The sequence below is a fragment of the Verrucosispora sp. WMMD1129 genome (assembly GCF_029581255.1).
GTDB lineage: Bacteria > Actinomycetota > Actinomycetes > Mycobacteriales > Micromonosporaceae > Micromonospora > Micromonospora sediminimaris.
Map to the genome: position 1 here is coordinate 2,440,329 of NZ_CP120741.1, position 16,965 is coordinate 2,457,293.

At 71.0% G+C, this 16,965-nt stretch carries 16 protein-coding genes and 1 pseudogene; 1 reads left to right on the forward strand and 16 read right to left on the reverse strand.

Features of this window, described 5'->3' with window-relative positions:
* Positions 1 to 30: 30 nt before the first annotated feature.
* Together O7624_RS11120 and O7624_RS11125 are read right to left on the reverse strand one after the other, a co-directional pair.
* Positions 31 to 1,398: a hypothetical protein gene (locus O7624_RS11120; RefSeq protein WP_282239953.1), complete on the reverse strand. Its 1,368-nt coding sequence runs from the start codon at positions 1,396 to 1,398 to the stop codon at positions 31 to 33.
* A gap of 124 nt (positions 1,399 to 1,522) precedes the next feature.
* Positions 1,523 to 1,798 carry a hypothetical protein gene (locus O7624_RS11125; protein ID WP_282239954.1) on the reverse strand — a complete coding sequence of 92 codons (276 nt, stop codon included), beginning with the start codon at positions 1,796 to 1,798 and terminating at the stop codon, positions 1,523 to 1,525.
* 145 nt (positions 1,799 to 1,943) lie between these two features.
* Here O7624_RS11125 and O7624_RS11130 point away from each other — a divergent pair, with 145 nt between their 5' ends.
* On the forward strand, positions 1,944 to 3,143 hold the full coding sequence (locus tag O7624_RS11130) for an SUKH-3 domain-containing protein (RefSeq protein ID WP_282239955.1): 1,200 nt from the start codon (positions 1,944 to 1,946) through the stop codon (positions 3,141 to 3,143).
* An 84-nt stretch (positions 3,144 to 3,227) separates the two neighbouring features.
* Here O7624_RS11130 and O7624_RS11135 read toward each other — a convergent pair whose 3' ends face one another.
* From O7624_RS11135 to O7624_RS11200, 14 genes and pseudogenes are all read right to left on the reverse strand, one after another.
* Positions 3,228 to 3,905 carry a hypothetical protein gene (locus tag O7624_RS11135; protein ID WP_282239956.1) on the reverse strand — a complete coding sequence of 226 codons (678 nt, stop codon included), beginning with the start codon at positions 3,903 to 3,905 and terminating at the stop codon, positions 3,228 to 3,230.
* A 120-nt stretch (positions 3,906 to 4,025) separates the two neighbouring features.
* Positions 4,026 to 4,661 (reverse strand): M15 family metallopeptidase, encoded by a 636-nt coding sequence (locus O7624_RS11140; protein WP_282239957.1) that lies wholly within the window; start codon positions 4,659 to 4,661, stop codon positions 4,026 to 4,028.
* Positions 4,658 to 5,782: a D-alanine--D-alanine ligase family protein gene (locus O7624_RS11145; RefSeq protein WP_282239958.1), complete on the reverse strand. Its 1,125-nt coding sequence runs from the start codon at positions 5,780 to 5,782 to the stop codon at positions 4,658 to 4,660. Before O7624_RS11145 ends, O7624_RS11140 begins: the two co-directional genes overlap by 4 nt.
* On the reverse strand, positions 5,779 to 6,813 hold the full coding sequence (locus O7624_RS11150) for a pyridoxal-phosphate dependent enzyme (protein ID WP_282239959.1): 1,035 nt from the start codon (positions 6,811 to 6,813) through the stop codon (positions 5,779 to 5,781). The genes O7624_RS11145 and O7624_RS11150 overlap by 4 nt, the downstream gene beginning before the upstream one ends.
* A 19-nt stretch (positions 6,814 to 6,832) precedes the next feature.
* Complete coding sequence (locus O7624_RS11155; protein WP_282239960.1) at positions 6,833 to 8,011, reverse strand: acyltransferase; 1,179 nt, start codon at positions 8,009 to 8,011, stop codon at positions 6,833 to 6,835.
* Positions 8,012 to 8,322: 311 nt separating this feature from the next.
* On the reverse strand, positions 8,323 to 9,381 hold the full coding sequence (locus tag O7624_RS11160; protein ID WP_093406531.1) for a HAMP domain-containing sensor histidine kinase: 1,059 nt from the start codon (positions 9,379 to 9,381) through the stop codon (positions 8,323 to 8,325).
* On the reverse strand, positions 9,378 to 10,043 hold the full coding sequence (locus O7624_RS11165) for a response regulator transcription factor (RefSeq protein ID WP_093406528.1): 666 nt from the start codon (positions 10,041 to 10,043) through the stop codon (positions 9,378 to 9,380). Before O7624_RS11165 ends, O7624_RS11160 begins: the two co-directional genes overlap by 4 nt.
* A 221-nt stretch (positions 10,044 to 10,264) precedes the next feature.
* The gene (locus O7624_RS11170) at positions 10,265 to 11,110 is read right to left on the reverse strand and encodes a DUF559 domain-containing protein (protein WP_282239961.1); all 846 of its coding nucleotides are present in this window, start codon (positions 11,108 to 11,110) and stop codon (positions 10,265 to 10,267) included.
* Between the two features lie 215 nt (positions 11,111 to 11,325).
* The gene (locus tag O7624_RS11175) at positions 11,326 to 12,108 is read right to left on the reverse strand and encodes an ABC transporter permease (protein WP_282239962.1); all 783 of its coding nucleotides are present in this window, start codon (positions 12,106 to 12,108) and stop codon (positions 11,326 to 11,328) included.
* The gene (locus O7624_RS11180) at positions 12,105 to 13,004 is read right to left on the reverse strand and encodes an ABC transporter permease (protein WP_282239963.1); all 900 of its coding nucleotides are present in this window, start codon (positions 13,002 to 13,004) and stop codon (positions 12,105 to 12,107) included. The genes O7624_RS11175 and O7624_RS11180 overlap by 4 nt, the downstream gene beginning before the upstream one ends.
* The gene (locus tag O7624_RS11185) at positions 13,001 to 14,152 is read right to left on the reverse strand and encodes an ABC transporter ATP-binding protein (protein ID WP_282239964.1); all 1,152 of its coding nucleotides are present in this window, start codon (positions 14,150 to 14,152) and stop codon (positions 13,001 to 13,003) included. The genes O7624_RS11180 and O7624_RS11185 overlap by 4 nt, the downstream gene beginning before the upstream one ends.
* Position 14,153: 1 nt before the next feature.
* Complete coding sequence (locus O7624_RS11190) at positions 14,154 to 15,338, reverse strand: spermidine/putrescine ABC transporter substrate-binding protein (protein WP_282239965.1); 1,185 nt, start codon at positions 15,336 to 15,338, stop codon at positions 14,154 to 14,156.
* Positions 15,339 to 15,757: 419 nt separating this feature from the next.
* Positions 15,758 to 15,952 (reverse strand): DUF397 domain-containing protein, encoded by a 195-nt coding sequence (locus O7624_RS11195; RefSeq protein ID WP_282239966.1) that lies wholly within the window; start codon positions 15,950 to 15,952, stop codon positions 15,758 to 15,760.
* Positions 15,943 to 16,730 (reverse strand): annotated as a pseudogene (locus tag O7624_RS11200) (helix-turn-helix transcriptional regulator). The gene O7624_RS11195 and the pseudogene O7624_RS11200 overlap by 10 nt, the downstream one beginning before the upstream one ends.
* Positions 16,731 to 16,965 lie beyond the last annotated feature (235 nt).

Genomic DNA, 16,965 nt, shown 5'->3' on the forward strand with positions numbered 1-16,965 from the left:
GCGTATCGGAGCGGCGGCACCCGCCCCGGCTCAGCCGCCGAGCCCGCGTCCGTACTCCGGCTCGTCACCCGTCCCGGCACCCGGCGACCGGTCCGGGTGCCCCGACACCCCGCCCTGACCGGGCTCCACCGGCGGCACCGAGGTCGGCGCGGCCGGCAGGCCCGAGGTCGGCGCGGCCGGGCCCGGAGGCGGTACGGCCAGGCCGGGCGTCGACGGGGCCGGCGGGGCGGAGGTGGGCGGTACGATCCGCGCCGGTGACACCGCTGCACGGGCGGACGTGACGGGTGGGACCGGGCCGGTCGGCGCCACCGGTCCACCCGGCCGGGTCGCCTCGGTCGGGTCGGCCGGCCGGGCACCGTACACCCCGCCGGTCGGCCGGGGCGCTGCGGTGCCGCCGGTCGGCCTGGGCTCTGCCGTGCCGCCGTAGACCCGGGGCGTGCCGGGCCGACTCGCCCCGTACGCCTGACCGGGCGTTGCCGGCGGCACGTTGCCCAGGCCGGGCGGCGATGCCGGTGCGGCATTCGGGCCCGGTGGGACCGGCAGGGCGCCCGGGGCGGATGCGACCGGCGCGGCGCCTTGGCCGCCGGACCGGTACGTGGTGCCACCCGGGTTGCGCGACGGTGGAATCACGAACCCGTCGGCCGGTTGTCCGCGATCCTTGCGGTCCTTGCGGGAGCGGTGGATCAGCAGCCCGATGAGCAGTGCGCCAGCGGCGACCATGGCGATACCGAAGTACATCACCGGCGACCCGCCGGAGGACTCACCGGCCGTCTGGGCGAGATCGTCCGTCGTCTCGGCGGCAAGCGCCACGGTGGGTGTGGCCTCGACGGTCGGTTCCTCGGCCACCTCCTCGCTGGGCGACGGCGACGGGGAGGGCGACGGGGAGGGCGACGCCGAGGCACGCCCGCCAACCACCCGCGACGACGCGGCGGCCCGGCCCAGCACGGCACCGCGTGCCGTGGTCGCCTCACCGGTCACCACCAGTCGGCCGCCGGGGGCATCCGCGGCGAAGGCGACGCGGTACCGCATCGCCAGGCCCTTGCCCTTGCAGAGCTCGTCCCGGGCCGGGGCGACCGGCGCGGTGGTGACCAGCCCCGCCGCACCGGAGATCCCGACCGGCACCCAACGGCCTCCCACGTTGGCCTGCACCGCCACCTGGTCGGCTCGTACGTCGGGCAGGCTCAGACCCAGCGCGGTGCGCACCCGCACGCATCCGTCGGTGCGCTTGCGCACCTCGACGGTCACGCCCTGGGCGGAACGGCCCGCGGTGAAGCTGCCTGCCGAACGCACCCGCACCCGGTCCTCGTCGGCGTGCGCGGGAGCGCCACCGAGCGCCACCAGGGCACCCAGGAACACGCAGACCGTCGCGAGTCGCGCCGTGTGCCGACGTACCGACATGATCAACCACCGTTCCTCCCCCGACGGGGGAACGCCGGTCAGGCTACTACCGGGGGCTGACCTCGGCTGGCCATCGAGCACCCCGCATGTGCGCCGCACCACGTCGCAACGGGCCGCTCGGCGGTCATGCCGGACGGTTCGGACCCGCCCCGGAGCCGGACCCGCCAGCGCCGTCCGCGCCGCCAGCGCCGTCCGCGCCGCCAGCGCCGCTCTCGCCGTCCGCGTCGTCCTCGCCACCCGTCGCGCCAAGTGCCAGCGCGAAGGCCACACCGAGGGCCACCCCGACGCCGATGCCGGCAGCACCATCCAGGGCCGCCACCCCGATCACCATGCCGAGCAGGATGCCCGCCGGCCAGGCCCAGAGCCGTCGGTCACCGTCCTTCTTCTCCGGAGCTGCCATTCCGCGAGCGTATTGCCCCCCGTCGAGGCCCGCAGCGGGTGCCGCGCGGGCCGCTCGGCGCGGCAGAACGACCGCTCACCTCACGATGGGTAGGCTCCACCGCACACAAAGCCACGCAACGACGTAGTCCGATAGGTTACCGGTTGTGATCGACCGCGAACAGGCAGAACAGCTCGCCGCGGTGTGGGCCCGCCGCGACTCGCTGCGCCTGGGGCACGAGTGCCGACCGACGGTCGTCGAGTTCGACCTCGGGTACGTCATCACCTCCACGGCAGCCACACAGGTCAGGCCACTTGCCGGCGATCTGCCCACGACCGTGGTCGACAAGCGGACCGGTGAGGTGAGCACCTGGCCGCGGGTCTCGCCCGACGTGGTGGCGCGGCTCTACCGTCGCAGCCGGGCCACCCGCCCATCGGCCCCGAGTACCGTGGATCCGGCCGGTCAGCTGCTACGCGAGATCCGCCGGCTGCCCGCACCGACCACGACCGCACGTCTCACCGTCGAGGGGCGGATCTTCACCGCCCAGGGCGCCAAGGGTGACGTGGAACTCAACCACCACCCGCTGATCCGCGCATACCTCGACCGGCAGCCCGCCGGCCACCTGGTACGCGGCGGTTCCCGGCACGCGGAGTTCGTCGTAATCTCCGACGTCCTGCACGAGTACGACCACGTCCGCACTGCCGAAGGCATCACCGCCATGAGCATGGGCGACGCGAAGGAGCTGCTGACGTCCGCCCGCATCGAGGTGTTCCAGGTCCGGGTGCCGGGCGATCCGCACGGCGGGCCAGCCGAACGACCCTGCGATTCCTGTCTGAACATGCTTGTCGAGTTCAGCGTTCTGCCCCCTGCTGAACGAGCCCACACCGAACCCTGGCTCCCGCAACCGGCTGCCGACCCGGCGCCCGGCCGGTTTCCTGCAGAGGTGGCGCGGGCGCTGGTCGCCGCCGGTTGGCGGCCCGACGCCGACGCAGCGACCTCGGCAGGTCACCCGGTCGTCAGCAGCGGCAGGGCGCACGGGCACGCTGCCCTCAACACCCTTCCCCGACTGTCCAGCCGGCGGCGCGGCCCCGGTGAGCAGGTGTGGATCTCCCGCTTCGACATCCACCCCCGTGAGGTCGCCCGATCCGCCGAATCGCTGCATGACTTCGCGGCGGTGATCGGCACCCGGCTGATCCCGATCGGCACCGAGAGCCGGCACAGCATGATCGCAGCCGACGAACGGGGTCGGATATTCGCGCTGGACCAGGCCGGTGAGTGGTTCCTCGGGGCCGACATCGACGCCGCGCTCATCACCCTGCTGCTCGGCCGCGCCCCGGCCCGGGTACGCGACGACGGCGGTTGGTGACACCGCCGATCGTCGCGCCGTCGCGCCGAGGTGGAGGGCGGCGTGCGCGACGGCCGCGACGTCTGGCGACAGTGGACCTGCGGCTCAGCCCAGAACCTCGACGATGTTGTTGCGTACCAGGTTCTTGCCTGGCTCCCGGACCTGCTCCATCGCGGCGGAGTTCAGCAGCACACAGCTGCCGGAAGGGCCGGTGACGGTGACCGTGGTCGCCCTGTTGTTGTCCAGGTTGGTCACCCGCAGCCGGGTACCGACCGGGAAGCGGTCACTCGTCGCGGCCGGTCCTGCGTCCTCCTCGAAGAAGGTGATCGCGCCCTGGCAGGCCGATCCCGCGACCGGGCGGGCCGCTGGCGGTGAGGCCGACCCCGGCCGGTCGCCGATCACGCCCGGCTGTCCCGCGCCCGGCTGCGCGGCAGCACCGATGCGCTCGACCACGTTGTTCCGGATCACGTTCTTGCCGGGCTCTCGGACGAGTTCCATCGCGGTGGCGTTGAGCAGCACGCAACTGCCCGACGGACCGACCACGGTCACCTCCGCCGATTTGTCGTTGTCGAGGTTCGTCACCCGCAGCCGGGTACCGACCGGGAACTGGTTGCTGGTGGCGGCCGGTGCGCCCGCCTCGGCCGAGAACGTGATCGATCCCGCGCAGACGCTCTGCCGGGTCGGTGCGCTGTCAGCGAACCCCAGTCCGGTACCCACCGCCACCGTCGCCGCGGCGACCACCGCCACCCCCGCCGCCAGCATGTGCTTCCGCTGCAGCTTCACCTGTTTCTCCCGTCCTCACATCCTTGTGTTCGCGGGCTGGTACGGCGTGGGAGCGCTTTCCAGTTCATCGCCGTGACACTTATCGAAACAATGCTTCGAGTTAGCCGGTGAAGGCATCGGTCATACCGGCCCGTAACGGGTGTGTGGCGCACCGGTCAGCAACGCCCAGTAGCGATCTCCGTACGACCAGTGCCACCACTCGGTGGGGTAGTTCACCAGGCCGGCCCCACGCAGGGCGGCAACCATGATCTGCCGGTGCCGGCGGGCCTCGGGGCCTATCGACGACGCGGCGGTGAAGCAGGCGTTGTCGCTCGCCTCCGGGGTGGCGTCCACCGGGGTCCCCATGTCCAGCTCGACGCCGTCCGCTGTGCACAACGTCAGGTCCACCGCGCCACCTGTGCTGTGCGGCGCCACCTCCACCGGGGAGACGAACTTGGTGGTCTCCCGGTACAGCCGCTCCGGCGACCAGTCCGGGTGGGCCCGCCGCAGTTCCTCCTGGTAGCCGGTGAAGATGTCAAGCTGTGCCTGGTAGGGCCGGTACCCCTCGACGATCAGCAGGCGCAACCCGTCGGGCAGCGCGCGCTGCGCCGTCAGCAACCGGTCCACCACCGGCTGACGCAACCGGGCGTACGCGCCGGCCGGATCGGCCGCCCGAGAATCCAGCCGCAGCTCGGGGAGATCGCGCAGGTCGACGAGCGGCTCACCGTCGTCGACGCCGGGTACCGCCGCGACCCGCGGATCGCAGAGCAGGATCATCGCTCGTCTCCCCCGCGGGGCCGCTCCGCGTGCCGGGCGAAGGCCAGCGCGACGAGACGGTCCAGGATCTCCCGGTAGCCGACGCCGGCCGCCGCCCACGCCTTCGGGTACATCGAGTGGGCGGTGAAGCCCGGCATCGTGTTCAACTCGTTGACGTACAACTCGCCGGCGGCCTCGTCGTAGAGGAAGTCGACCCGGGCCAGGCCCCAGCCGCCGATCGCGGCGAACGCGCGCACCGACAGCTCCCTGATCCGCTCGGTCACCTCCCGCGACAGCGGGGCCGGGACGACCATCGGATCGGTGTCGCCGAAGTACTTCTGGCGGTAGTCGAACCAGCCACCGCTGACCCGTACCTCGCCGACCGCGGATGCGTCCGGACGGGCACCGCCGAGCACCCCACACTCCAGTTCCCGGCCGCTGACTCCCTGCTCCACCACGACCACCGTGTCGTGTCGCAGCGCCTCCTCGATCGCCGCCGCCAGATCATCGCCCTCGGCCACCCGGGAGATGCCGATCGAGGAGCCCATCCGGGCCGGCTTGACGAACAGCGGGCGACGCAGCCCCAGGACCAGCTTCTCCGGGTCCTCAGTGGTCCGGTACGTGGTCGCGTCGAAGGAGACGTGCGGGGTGATCGGCACCCCCTCGGCCCGCAACGCCCGCTTCATCGCCACCTTGTCCATCCCGACGGCGGAGGCGAGGATGCCGCACCCGACGTACGGCACGCCCAGGGATTCGAGCAGCCCCTGCACCACCCCGTCCTCACCGAACGGGCCGTGCAGCACCGGGAAGACCACGTCCAACTCGGCGTGCACCGCGCCGGGCGCGTCCATCGCGGTCACCACCGCCGTACCGGCACGCGGCCCGGCACGCAGCTCCACGGCCGGCCCGATCACCGTCAGCCGGTCGTCGATGGCCCGCTCCGATGTGGTGCCGGCCAGAAATCCGGACAGCGCCGCGTCCGGGACGAGCCGCAGCCCACCGGCGCGAGTGACCCCGATGGCGACGATGCGGTAGCCGCCGCCGGCCAGCGCCCGGGCCACACCGAGCGCGGAGGCGCAGGACACGTCGTGTTCCGCCGACGGACCACCGAACAGAATTCCAATGCGTACGGGCGCACTCATGCCGCTGCCACCTCTTCCTCGATTCGGGCGGCTGCCGCCAGTCGGGCGACCAGTTCCGCCTCCACGTTTCCGCCGGTCAGCACCACGCCGACCGTGCGCCGCCGCGCCCCGTCGTTGCCCAGCGCGCCGGCGGCGGCGAGCCGTAGCGCACCGGCCAGACCGGCCGCCCCCGACGGCTCGGCCAGCATCTTCAGCTCCAGCAGGAGCAGCCGGAACGCCTCGGCGATCTCGTCGTCGTCCACCCGGACCACGCCGCGCAGCCGGGTGCGCAGGATGGCGAAGGGCAGCTCACCGACACAGGTCGGGCGCAGTCCGTCGGCGATCGTCGGTGCCGGTGTGACCGGAACGGGCCGACCGGCCGCCAGGCTGCGAGCCAGCGAGTCACAGCCATGCGGCTCCACCCCGTACACCTCGATCGGCCGACCGGCCGCGGCCAGGCAGGCACCGGCGGCACCGCCACCGCCACCGACCGGCACCACGAGGGCGTCGAGCGGGGTGCCGGCCCGTTCGGCCTCCTCGATCAGTTCGAGGCTGGCACTGCCCTGGCCGGCGATGACGTCCGGATGGTCGTACGCGTCGACGATCGGGGGGCCGGTCTCGTCACGCACCCGGCGGGCCACGGCCAGCCGCTCCTCGACCGTCGTACCGGCGAGCACCACCCGCGCTCCTGCCGCGCGGGCCCGGGCCACCTTCGTCGCTGCCGCGTCGACCGGAAGCACCACCGTGGCGGCCAGTTCGAACCGCCGAGCCGCGAGCGCCACCGCCACCGCGTGGTTACCGGTGCTCTGGGCGACCACCCCACCGTGCCCGGCCGCTGCCAGCCGGCTCACCGCGTAAAGCCCGCCGCGCATCTTGTACGAGCCACCGGCCTGAAGGTTCTCCGCCTTGAGCAGCACCCGGGCACCGGCCAACCGGTCGATGGCCGGTGCCCGCAGCACCGGGGTACGCAACACCCGGCCGGCCAACCACCGGGCTGCCTCCGGCACGTCGATCGGAGCCGGACCGGCTCCGGACGGATCAGTGTGGGACATGTCCTCTCCTTCGAATTGATCAATGGGATGCCGTTTGTGGTGCCAGCGGTTCTGCCGCCGGCGGCGCGGACGGTCGGGAGGCCGGCCGCCGGGTGGCGTTGCCCCCGACCGGCAGGTCGAACAGCCACGACGCCCGGGCCGCCAGCAACAGCCGGTGCAGGCCGAGGCTGATCGCCAGCAGGGCGACGGTGAGCGAGAACGGGAAGCCGAGGGCCAACGCGAACCGGACAGGTTCGTCCAGACCAGCGATCGGCTCGGCGATCAGTCGATGCAGCAGCGCGAGCACCGGCATGTGGAGCACATAGATCGGCAGCGTCTGTCGGCCGAGGGCGGCGAGTGGCTCGCCCACCACCGGCCGTCGGGCCAGCCGGACCGCCACGGCGATGCCGAACAGCACCGCGAGGACGGAGACCAGCGGCGCCACGCCCGGCAGCCGAGCGGTGCCGGTCGCCGCCACGGCAGCCAGCGCGACGGCGTACGCCGCTCCGGCCAGCAGCAATCGTCGGCCGGTGACGGCGTCGGCGAACCGAAGGACGTACCCGCGCAGGTGCAGCCCGGCCAGGAAGAACACCAGGTTCTGGTACAGACCGCCCCGGTTACCGGGGGTGTCGACCAGCCCCGCCGCAGCGACGGCGCTCAGCGTGCCGGCGGCGACCAGCAGCACCGCCGGATGGCACCGTCGCAGTGCCTTCGCCAGTACGAAGTACAGCGCCAGCGCGTACAGGTACCAGAGGTTGGACGGGGTGACCGTCAGCTGTGCCAACAGGCCACCGAGGTCACTCGCCCGGTCGGTCGGGAAGTCCGGGGCGAGAGCCAGCACGGCAGTGTGGATCACCAGCCAGACGCCGTACAGGTAGAGGAAGCGGGCGGCCCGAGGCCGGGCGACCGACCGCCAGGGCCGCTGCACGGCGGTCGCCGCGAGCATGCCGGAGATGGTGAAGAACAGCGGCATCCGCATGGGTAGCAGCAGTTCGCCGAAGGTCCCCCAGGCACCCAGGACCGGCACGTCCAGCCGCCAGTCGATCTGGAGGTAGTCCTTGACGATCACGTGCCAGAGCAGGACCAGCAGGATGCAGCCGCCCTTGGCGACATCCACCCAGGTCAACCTGGTGCCGGCTGAGACCGGCGCGGTGCCGGCACCGCCGGGGACGGGCCGGCCGACGGCCGACTCGACCACGGCGTGTTCGCGGGTGGTCATGGGTCTCTCCTCTCCGTCTCTGTCAGGCCGCCAGGCGACTGGCACGCCGCTGCTGTCCGCTGGCCCGCGGCTCAGGTGAAGCTGCCGCCGACCCGTCGCTGGCTGCTCGGCCGGTCTCCGGCCCACCCAGCCAGGTCGCGCGCACGCCGGTCAGGTCACCGGCACGCGGGCCGGGTCGGTTCCCGGGCACGGCGGAAGCGCACGTCTTCCGGGCCTGCCGACGTCGTTTCGCGGGCACGCTGAGGATCGGGGTGCCGCGGATGCGGCCCCGTACGTCGGGTGGTGGCTCGGCTGCCGGCGGGGCGGCCGGGTCAGGGTGCGGTGGGTAGTTGGACGTCCACCCGCAGCCCGCCGTACTCGGCCGGGCGGGCGGCGATCAGGCCGTCGTGGGCCTGCGTGATCGAGCGAGCGATGGCCAGGCCGAGGCCGGCGCCACCGCTGTGATTCGTCCGGTCCCGGGCCAGGCGCCGGAACGGTTCGAAGAGACCGGCGACCGCCTCGGCCGGCACCACCTGGCCCGTGTTGACCACCGTCAGGGCCGGGTTGCGACCGACCGCGACGGTGAGGGTGCCGCCCGGCCGGTTGTACTTGATCGCGTTTTCCACGAGGTTCGTCACCAGGCGCTCCAGCAGCACCCGCTCGCCCATCACCCTCCGGGGTTCCAGATGGCTCTGCACCGTCAACCCGGCCTCGGTGATCCGGTCCTGGTGCGCGGCCAGGACCCCGGTGACGATCTCGTCGAGCCGCTGGGGGGTACGGGATCGCAGTCCCTGGTCGCTCTCACTGAGCGCGAGCAGCCCCTCGATCAGCCGCTCGTTGCGTTCGTTGGTCTCCAGCAACTGCCCGGTCAGCAGTTCCAGCTGTTCACCGGTCAGCGAGCGGGCCATGCCGACCTCGATCAACGTCCGCTGCACCGCCAACGGCGTACGCAGCTCGTGGGAGGCGTTCGCGGCGAACCGCCGCTGCCCCTCGTAGCCGGCGGCGATGCGCTCCATCATCTCGTCGATGGACCGGGCCAGCCGGGCAAGTTCGTCGCTGCCGCGCGGCCGGAGCCGGTGACCGAGATTCTGCGGTCCGACCTGCGCGATCGGCCCGGCCAGATCCCGCACCGGGCGCAGGCACCACAGCGCGGCAGCCCAGATCCCGGCGACCGAGAGCACGAGGAGCACCAGCCCGGTGAGCGGGACGGCCAGGCCGGCGAGGTCCCGCGCCGGCTGGCACACCAGACCCACGCCGGGCAGCCCGGTGTGGCAGAGCCTGCTGACACTCACCCACAACTCGCCGAGCACCGACGTCGTCAGGCCGGGCAGGGCGTACCCGACGAGCAGAGCGAGCACGCCGACCAGCACGACCCGCCAGCGCGGCGTCACTCGGCACCACCGATCCGGTACCCGGCCCGGGGCACCGTGTGAATGACCTGGGGCTCACCGAGCTTCTTCCGCAACGTCATCACGGTGACCCGGACCACGTTTGTGAACGGGTCGGCGAACTCGTCCCAAGCCTGTTCCAGCAGTTCCTCGGCGCTGACCACCCGACCCTCAGCGCGGAGCAGCACGTGCAGCACCGCGAACTCCTTCGGGCTCAGGCTGACCGGCCGACCGCTGCGGGTGACGGTGTGCCGGGCCACGTCCAGGACGACGTCATGCGCCTCCAGCACCGGCGGGACGGCCGGGGCGGAGCGCCGACCCAACGCCTGCACCCGGGCGACCAGTTCGGCGAAGGCGAACGGCTTGGTCAGGTAGTCGTCGGCGCCCAGCCCCAGGCCCTCCACCCGGTCCCTGATGCCGGCGGCAGCGGTGAGCAGCAGCACCCGCGTACCGGAGCCGGACGCCGCCAGGCTGCGGCACACCTCGTCGCCGGTATGTCCCGGCATGTCCCGGTCCAGCACCGCGACGTCGTACCGGTTCACCCCGACCCGCTCCAACGCTCCGTCACCGTCGTAGCAGACGTCCACCGCCATCGAGAGGCGACGCAGCCCCTCCGCGACGGTGTCCGCCAACAACCGCTCGTCGTCCGCCACCAGCACCCGCACGCTTCCGCTCCCCGTGGTCCTCGCTGTCGGGCCTACGTTCTCAGGCAGGAGTTAAGGGTTCTGTAAGTGCCCGCCGCAGCAATACTCCACGTAACCGCGCCAACTCCGCCCCCACCCCCGCCCGTCCACTCCCGCGATCTTGCGCTTTTGGTCGCCGAAATGTCCCTTAAAGCGCTTATGCACCGATAGGAATTGCAAGATCGCGGGAGCGGGTGCGGGCGTCAGGAGAGGGCGGTTCGGATGGTGGCGATGATGTGGTTGGGGCGACGGTAGAGGTCACGATCGGTGAAGTACCGCATCCGCCAGCCCTGGGCGTCGAGCCAGTTGACACGTTCCCGGTCGTACCTGAGGCTCTCGCGACTGAGATGAGAGACACCGTCGTACTCGATGCCGACCCTGCGTTCGCGGTAGCCGAGGTCTAGGCGATAACGCTGGAAGCCGTCGGCGTCATGCACCCAGAGTTGCGGCTCAGGTGGCGGTAGCCGCCCGTCGACCAGCACCAACCGCAACTGACTCTCCTGGCGGCATTCCGCCCGGCCGTCGGCCAGTGACACCAACTCGCGCGCCTGCCGCACCCCGCGCAATGCCCGATGCCTGCACACCTCAGCGATCAGATCGTCGGGGGTCACGACACCGGACCTGAGAGCGCAATCCAACACGGGAAGTGCGTCAAGCCGCCGCACCGTACGCGCCAGGTCGATCGCGCAGCGCGCCGCCGGCACACAGGGCAGCCCACCGACGAGGACCGGCTCCACTGGCAGCACGGACCGATGCACGACCAGCCCGGGTAGCCGGGGTTTCGGCGCGATGGCCGGTAGTTGGACGTGCACGAGGTCGTCACGCAGGACGCCGAAGCCATAGCGTCGCGCTGCCGTCTGTCGGGTCAGCATGGCGCCCTCCGGCAGACACAGCAGCAGTGCCCGCAGCTCGTCATCATCGTCGAGGGGTTGATCGGCATAGACACCCCTCCGCACGCGGCGCAGTTCCTCCCGGCCCAGCCGGGTACGAAGTCGTCGGGCGCTGAGCGTCCGCAGCAGAGTTTCCACTCGCCACAGTTGAGCAGTCATGCGGACACCCTCCCCGCCCGACGCCCACCGTTCCGTCCCACCAACTCTCCCTGTGGACAGCCTCCCCTCCTGTGGAAAACCACCCCCCCACCCCCACCCTCGTGCTACCCCACCCCACCTTCTCCGCGATCTTGCACTTTTCGACGCCACATTTCGGATTCAAATCCTCATAACGGCGACCGAAACTGCAAGATCGCGGGTGACAGCGCGTGAGGTCACGCGCGGGCGCGCCGGGAGGTGGCCAGCGCCAGCAGCAGCGCGACTCCGAACATGGCCGTGCCGATGACGTTGACCTGCGGTGGGATGCCCCGCTGGGCGGCACCCCAGACATACATCGGGAACGTGACGGTGGTGCCCGAGTTGAAGTTCGTGACGATGAAGTCGTCGAAGCTGAGCGAGAACGCCAGGAGGGCGGCGGCCCCGATGCCGGGCAGCACCAGCGGCAGGGTGATCCGCCGGAACGTCTGCCACTCACCGGCGTACAGATCCATCGCGGCCTCCTCCAGCCGCCGGTCCATCCCGGTCAGCCGCGCCTTGACCGTCACCACCACGAACGACACGCAGAACATGACGTGAGCGACGACGATGGTCCAGAAGCCGAGCGGCACCCCGCCGGAGACGAAGAGGGCGAGCAGCGAGGTGCCCATCACCAGCTCCGGCGTCGCCATCGGCAGGAAGATCAGCACGTTGAGCCCGGACCGACCCCGGAACCGGTGCCGGGCCAGGGCGAAGGCCATCAGCGTCCCGAGCACGGTCGCCGCCACGGTGGCGAGGAACCCGATCTGTACGCTGCGCAGCACCGCGTCGCACATCTCCGAACTGGCGCACGGGTCACGCCAGTTGTCGAGGGTGAACTCGTTGAAGTCGTACGACAGCCGGTTGGACGGGCGGTTGAACGACAGCGCGGCGACCACGGCGATCGGCAGGAACAGGTAGCCGAGCACCAGCAGCGCCACGCCCGTCACCCAGTGCTCGGCGAACCAACGGGAGATCCTCACAGGATTTCCTCCGTGCCGGTGCGGCGCAGGTAGCCGAAGACCACTGCGAGGATCGCCGACATCAGCAGGAACGACAGCGCCGCACCCTGCGGGTAGTCGAGACGGACCAGGAAAGCGGAGTCGATGACATTGCCGATCATGTACTCGTTCGGGGTGCCGAGCAGTTCGGCGTTGATGTAGTCGCCGGTCGCCGGGATGAAGAAGAGCAGGGTGCCGGCGATCAGCCCGGGCATCGACAGCGGCAGGGTGACCCGGCGGAACGTCGTCAGCGGGCTCGCGTACAGGTCGCTGGACGCCTCCAGCAGCCGGCGGTCGAGCCGTTCCAGGCTCGCGTACAGCGGCAGCACCAGGAACGGCAGGAAGTTGTACGTCAGGCCGAGCACCACCGCGACCGGGGTGGCCAGCAGTCGACCGTCCGGACCGAGCAGGTGCACGTCGCGCAGCAGCCCGACCAGCGCGCCGTTGTCCGAAAGGATCGTCTTCCAGGCCAACGTACGCACCAGGAAGCTGGTGAACATCGGCGCGATCACGCAGACCAGCAGCAGGTTCTTCCACCGGCCGGCCTTCTGCGCGATCGCGTACGCCAGGGGGTAGCCCATCAGCAGCGCCAGCACCAACGCGATGCCGGCGTACAGGAAGGACCGTCCGAACTGCGGCCAGTACGCCTGCAACGCCGTCGGATAGTTGCCGAAAGCCCAGGTCAGCGCGTACCCGGTGGAGAGCGAGCCGGTGGGGTCGTAGAGGCTGGCCGCGGCAAGCTGCACCAACGGCACGACGAAGAAGAGGAACAGCCAGGCGGCACCCGGCAGCAACAGCAGGTACGGCAGGAGCCGGTACCGACCCGATCGGGCAGCCGGGGGCGATGCCGGCCGCCCGGCCTCGCCTCGCGGGCTCACGGGGACGCGCCGACCGGCTCGTTCCGGACCGGCATGGTGCCGTCCGCCTCGTCGGCGCGGCGGCCGAGCAGAAAGGCGTGCTGCGGATGCCAGTACGCCATTGCCCGCTCGCCGACCGCGAAGCGCTGCTGCGCGCCACTGTTGGCGACGAAGACGCTCAGCTCGGTGCCCCAGCCGGTACGCAGCAGGTACTGCGTGCTCACCCCGAGGTAGGAGGCGTCGATGATCGTTCCTTCGAGGTACTGGTTGCCGGCGGGCACCTGCACGGCCGCCCCGGCCAGGTGCAGCTTCTCGGGACGTACGCCCAGAAAGACCGGACCCTGGTCGGTGCGGGACCGCGCCGACGGCACGGAGAACCGCGTGCCGTGCGCGGTGACCAGCAGGTCGTTCCCGCTGCCGCCGGATACGTCACCGGCGATCAGGTTGGACTGGCCGAGGAAGTCGGCCACGAAGGCGGTCGCCGGGAACTCGTAGATCTCGGCCGGCGCGCCGAGTTGCTCGATCCGGCCGGCATTCATCACCGCGACCGTGTCCGCCATGGTCATGGCTTCCTCCTGGTCGTGAGTGACGTGCACGAAGGTGATGCCCACCTCGGTCTGGATCCGCTTGAGTTCGATCTGCATCTGGCGACGCAGCTTGACGTCGAGCGCACCGAGCGGCTCGTCGAGCAGCAGCACCTGCGGGTGGTTGATCAGTGCCCGGGCCAACGCGACGCGCTGCTGCTGGCCGCCGGAGAGTTGGGCGGGGCGGTGCCGTTCGTACCCGTCGAGCTGCACCAGGGTCAGCATCTGCCGCACCGGGCCGGCGACCGAGCGGATGCCGCGCCGCCGCAGCCCGAAGGCGACGTTCTCGAAGACGTCCAGGTGCGGGAAAAGCGCATAGCTCTGGAACACCGTGTTGACAGGTCGTTTGTACGGCCGCAACCGGGAGACGTCGCGGTCATTGAGCAGGACCTGCCCGCTGGTCGGCTCCTCCAGGCCGGCGACCATCCGCAGCGTGGTGGTCTTGCCGCAGCCCGACGCGCCGAGCAGAGCGAAGAACGAGCCCTGCGGAACGGTCAGACTGAGGTCGTCGACCGCGGTGAAGGTGCCGAAGGTCTTGGTGAGGTTGGCCAGCGTCAGGTCGCCGGCCGGAGTCTCCCGCGCCATCTCACGCCCCGATAACCTGCTGGAACTTGCTCTCGTACTCGCGCTCCTGCTGCTCGTCGAGCGCCATGAAGACCCGGGACCTGGCGAGCATGGTCTCGTCCGGGAAGATCAGCGGGTTCGCGGCCAGCTCCGGATCGATCTTCTCCATCTCTGCCTGCGCCCCCTGCACCGGGCAGATGTAGTTGACGTACGCGGCGAGCTGAGCGGCGACCGCCGGGTCGTAGTAGTAGTTGATCAGCTCTTCGGCGTTGGTCTTGTGGCTGGCCTGGTTCGGCACCAGCATGTTGTCCGACCAGAGCAGCACCCCGGAATCCGGCACCACGAACCTGATCCGTTCGTCTTCGAAGCCGAGTTGGATGATGTCGCCGGACCAGCCGACGCACGCCGCGATGTCGCCCTTGGCCAGGTCCGGGGCGTAGTCGTTGCCGGTGAACCGGCGGATCTGCCCGGAGTCCACGGCCCGCTTGAGCTTGTTTAGCGCGTCGTCGAACTGGGCGGCGGTGAAATCCGCCGGATCGTGGCCGTTGGACATCAGCAGCAGACCCATGGTGTCCCGCATCTCGCTGAGCGCGGTCACCTTGCCCTTGAGGTCGGGACGGGTGAGCAGTTCATCGACGGTACGGATCTCCCCGGTGACCCGGCCGTTGTAGGCCAGTCCGGCGAGGCCGGACTGCCACGGGACGGCGAACTGGTTCTCGGCGTCGAAGGGGCGGTTCCGCAGCGACGGCAGCAGGTTGGCCTCGACGTTCGGCAGCTTCGACCGGTCGAGCTTCTGGATCCAGCCGAGCCGGATCATCCGGGCGGCCATCCAGTCGGTGAGCACCATGATGTCCCGCCCGGTGCTCTGGCAGGCGGCGAGCTGGTTCTGCACCTTGCCGAAGAACTCGTTGTTGTCGTTGATGTCCTCGGTATAGGTCACCTGGATGCCGGTCCTGCTGACGAACCCGTCCAGGCTGGGACGCTTCGACTCGTCGTCCTCGTCGACGTCCATGTACTGCGGCCAGTTGGAGAAAGCCAGCGTCTTCTCCGTGCCGGACAGATCCTCGCTGACGCATCCCTCCTCGGTCTGCTGCGCGGCGCGGGTGCCGCAGCCGGTCAGAGTGCCGCCGGCCGTGAGCAGCGCAGCCGAGCCGAGGGTGCCGGTGAGCAGGCCACGCCGGGTGAAGGGCCGGTGGGCACTACGCATGTGACCGTTCCTATCGATGATCGTCGGCGAGGCCGGGGGGGGGTGGGCGTGCCGGCTGAGGTGTGAAAGTCAGCGGCGATGGACGAATGATCCTGACATGAGGCGCGGGTGCCAGCCACGCCCCGGGGCATCGCCTGACTCGCCCCTGGCCCGCCACCGGCTGCCTGCTCCCCCAGGCCGCTTGCTCCACCCAGGCCGCTTCACCCACCAGGCCGCTCGACCACCAGGCCGCTTGATCACCCAGGCCGCCTGATCCACTCAGGCCGCTTGATCCACTCGACATGCCGCATCCCGCGCCAACCAGGTCGCCTAAGACCGCAAGATGCCGCAACTCGGGACGACCGAGCCGGACGACCGAGCAGGGCGAGGCACAGGGCGACCGAGCAGGGGGCTGCCGGTAGGCCGAGCAGGCTGGTTGGTCAGACCGTACTGCGTACGGTGGTGTCGACGAAGGCGCGCCAGGCGGTCGGGGTGAAGGCCAGGGTGCCGCCGTTCCGATCCTTGCTGTCGCGCACCAGGACCCGGCCGGGCAGATTGTCGGCCACCTCGACACAGTCGCCGCCGTTGTTGCTGCTGCGGGTGGCGGTGCGCCAGCGGGCGTCGGTCAGCTCCATGTCGTCGCCACTTCCCTGATCAGCTCGATGGACCGTCGGCGGGGCAGCGCCTCACCGGTGACGCTCTCCCACCTCGCGCCCAGGCTAGCAAGATCAGCACTGTCGGTCACCACCTGACCGCGCAGTTGATGTCGAGATAGGCCGCCTCGGCGCCGTCCGGCATCCGGGCCAGCACGAACGGCCCGGCCAGGCCGGTGTGCCACGGGTTCTCCGCCGGAATCACCCGGACCTGCACGTGCTCCCGCTCACCCAGCGCGGCCAGCTGGGCCAACTGTCCCGCCATCACGCTCGGATCGTGGCCGACCGGTCGCCGCAGCACCACCTCGTCGATCACCGCGACGAACTGGAGCGGGGATTCCCGCTCCAGCACCCGCTGCCGCGCCAGCCGCGCCGCCACGATCTCGTCGACCTCCGTCGGCGACAGCAGGCCGCCGGTGGCCAGCACCGCCCGGGCGTACGCCTCGGTCTGGAGCAGCCCCGGCACGAGCAGTGGCTGGTACGACCGGATGGACCCGGCGTCCTGTTCCAGTTCCGCCCACGCCCGGAACCAGGGCAGGTCCCGTCGGCGGAACGGTTCCGGCCAGAGTTCGGCGGCCTTGCGCCCGAGGAGGTTGGCGACGGCGATCCGGGTCCGCGGATGCGGGATCCGCCCGTCCGCCAGCCAGCGAGCCGCCGTCTTCGGGTCGACGCCCACCTTCCCGGCCAGCGACTCGGTCGTCTCGCCCTTGTCCGCCATCGCCACCCGCAACGCCTCGTTGCCCACTGCCTCGTTGCCCATCGCAGCCTCCCGACTCGCGTCACACTCCGGCGCACGCTAGTCACCGCAAGTGGCGATGTCCGCCGGCTGTCGGCGTGTTGCGGCCAGGACTGTTTCGCGCATCCGAAATGCGCCCCGAATGCCCCCGAGATGCCCTGCCGACCCCACCCCCACGGCCCGCCTCCGGCGGCCACCCCCACCCCCACACCCGTCCCCGCGCCCGTCCCCGCCACCGTCCCCGCGATCAAGAGGTTTT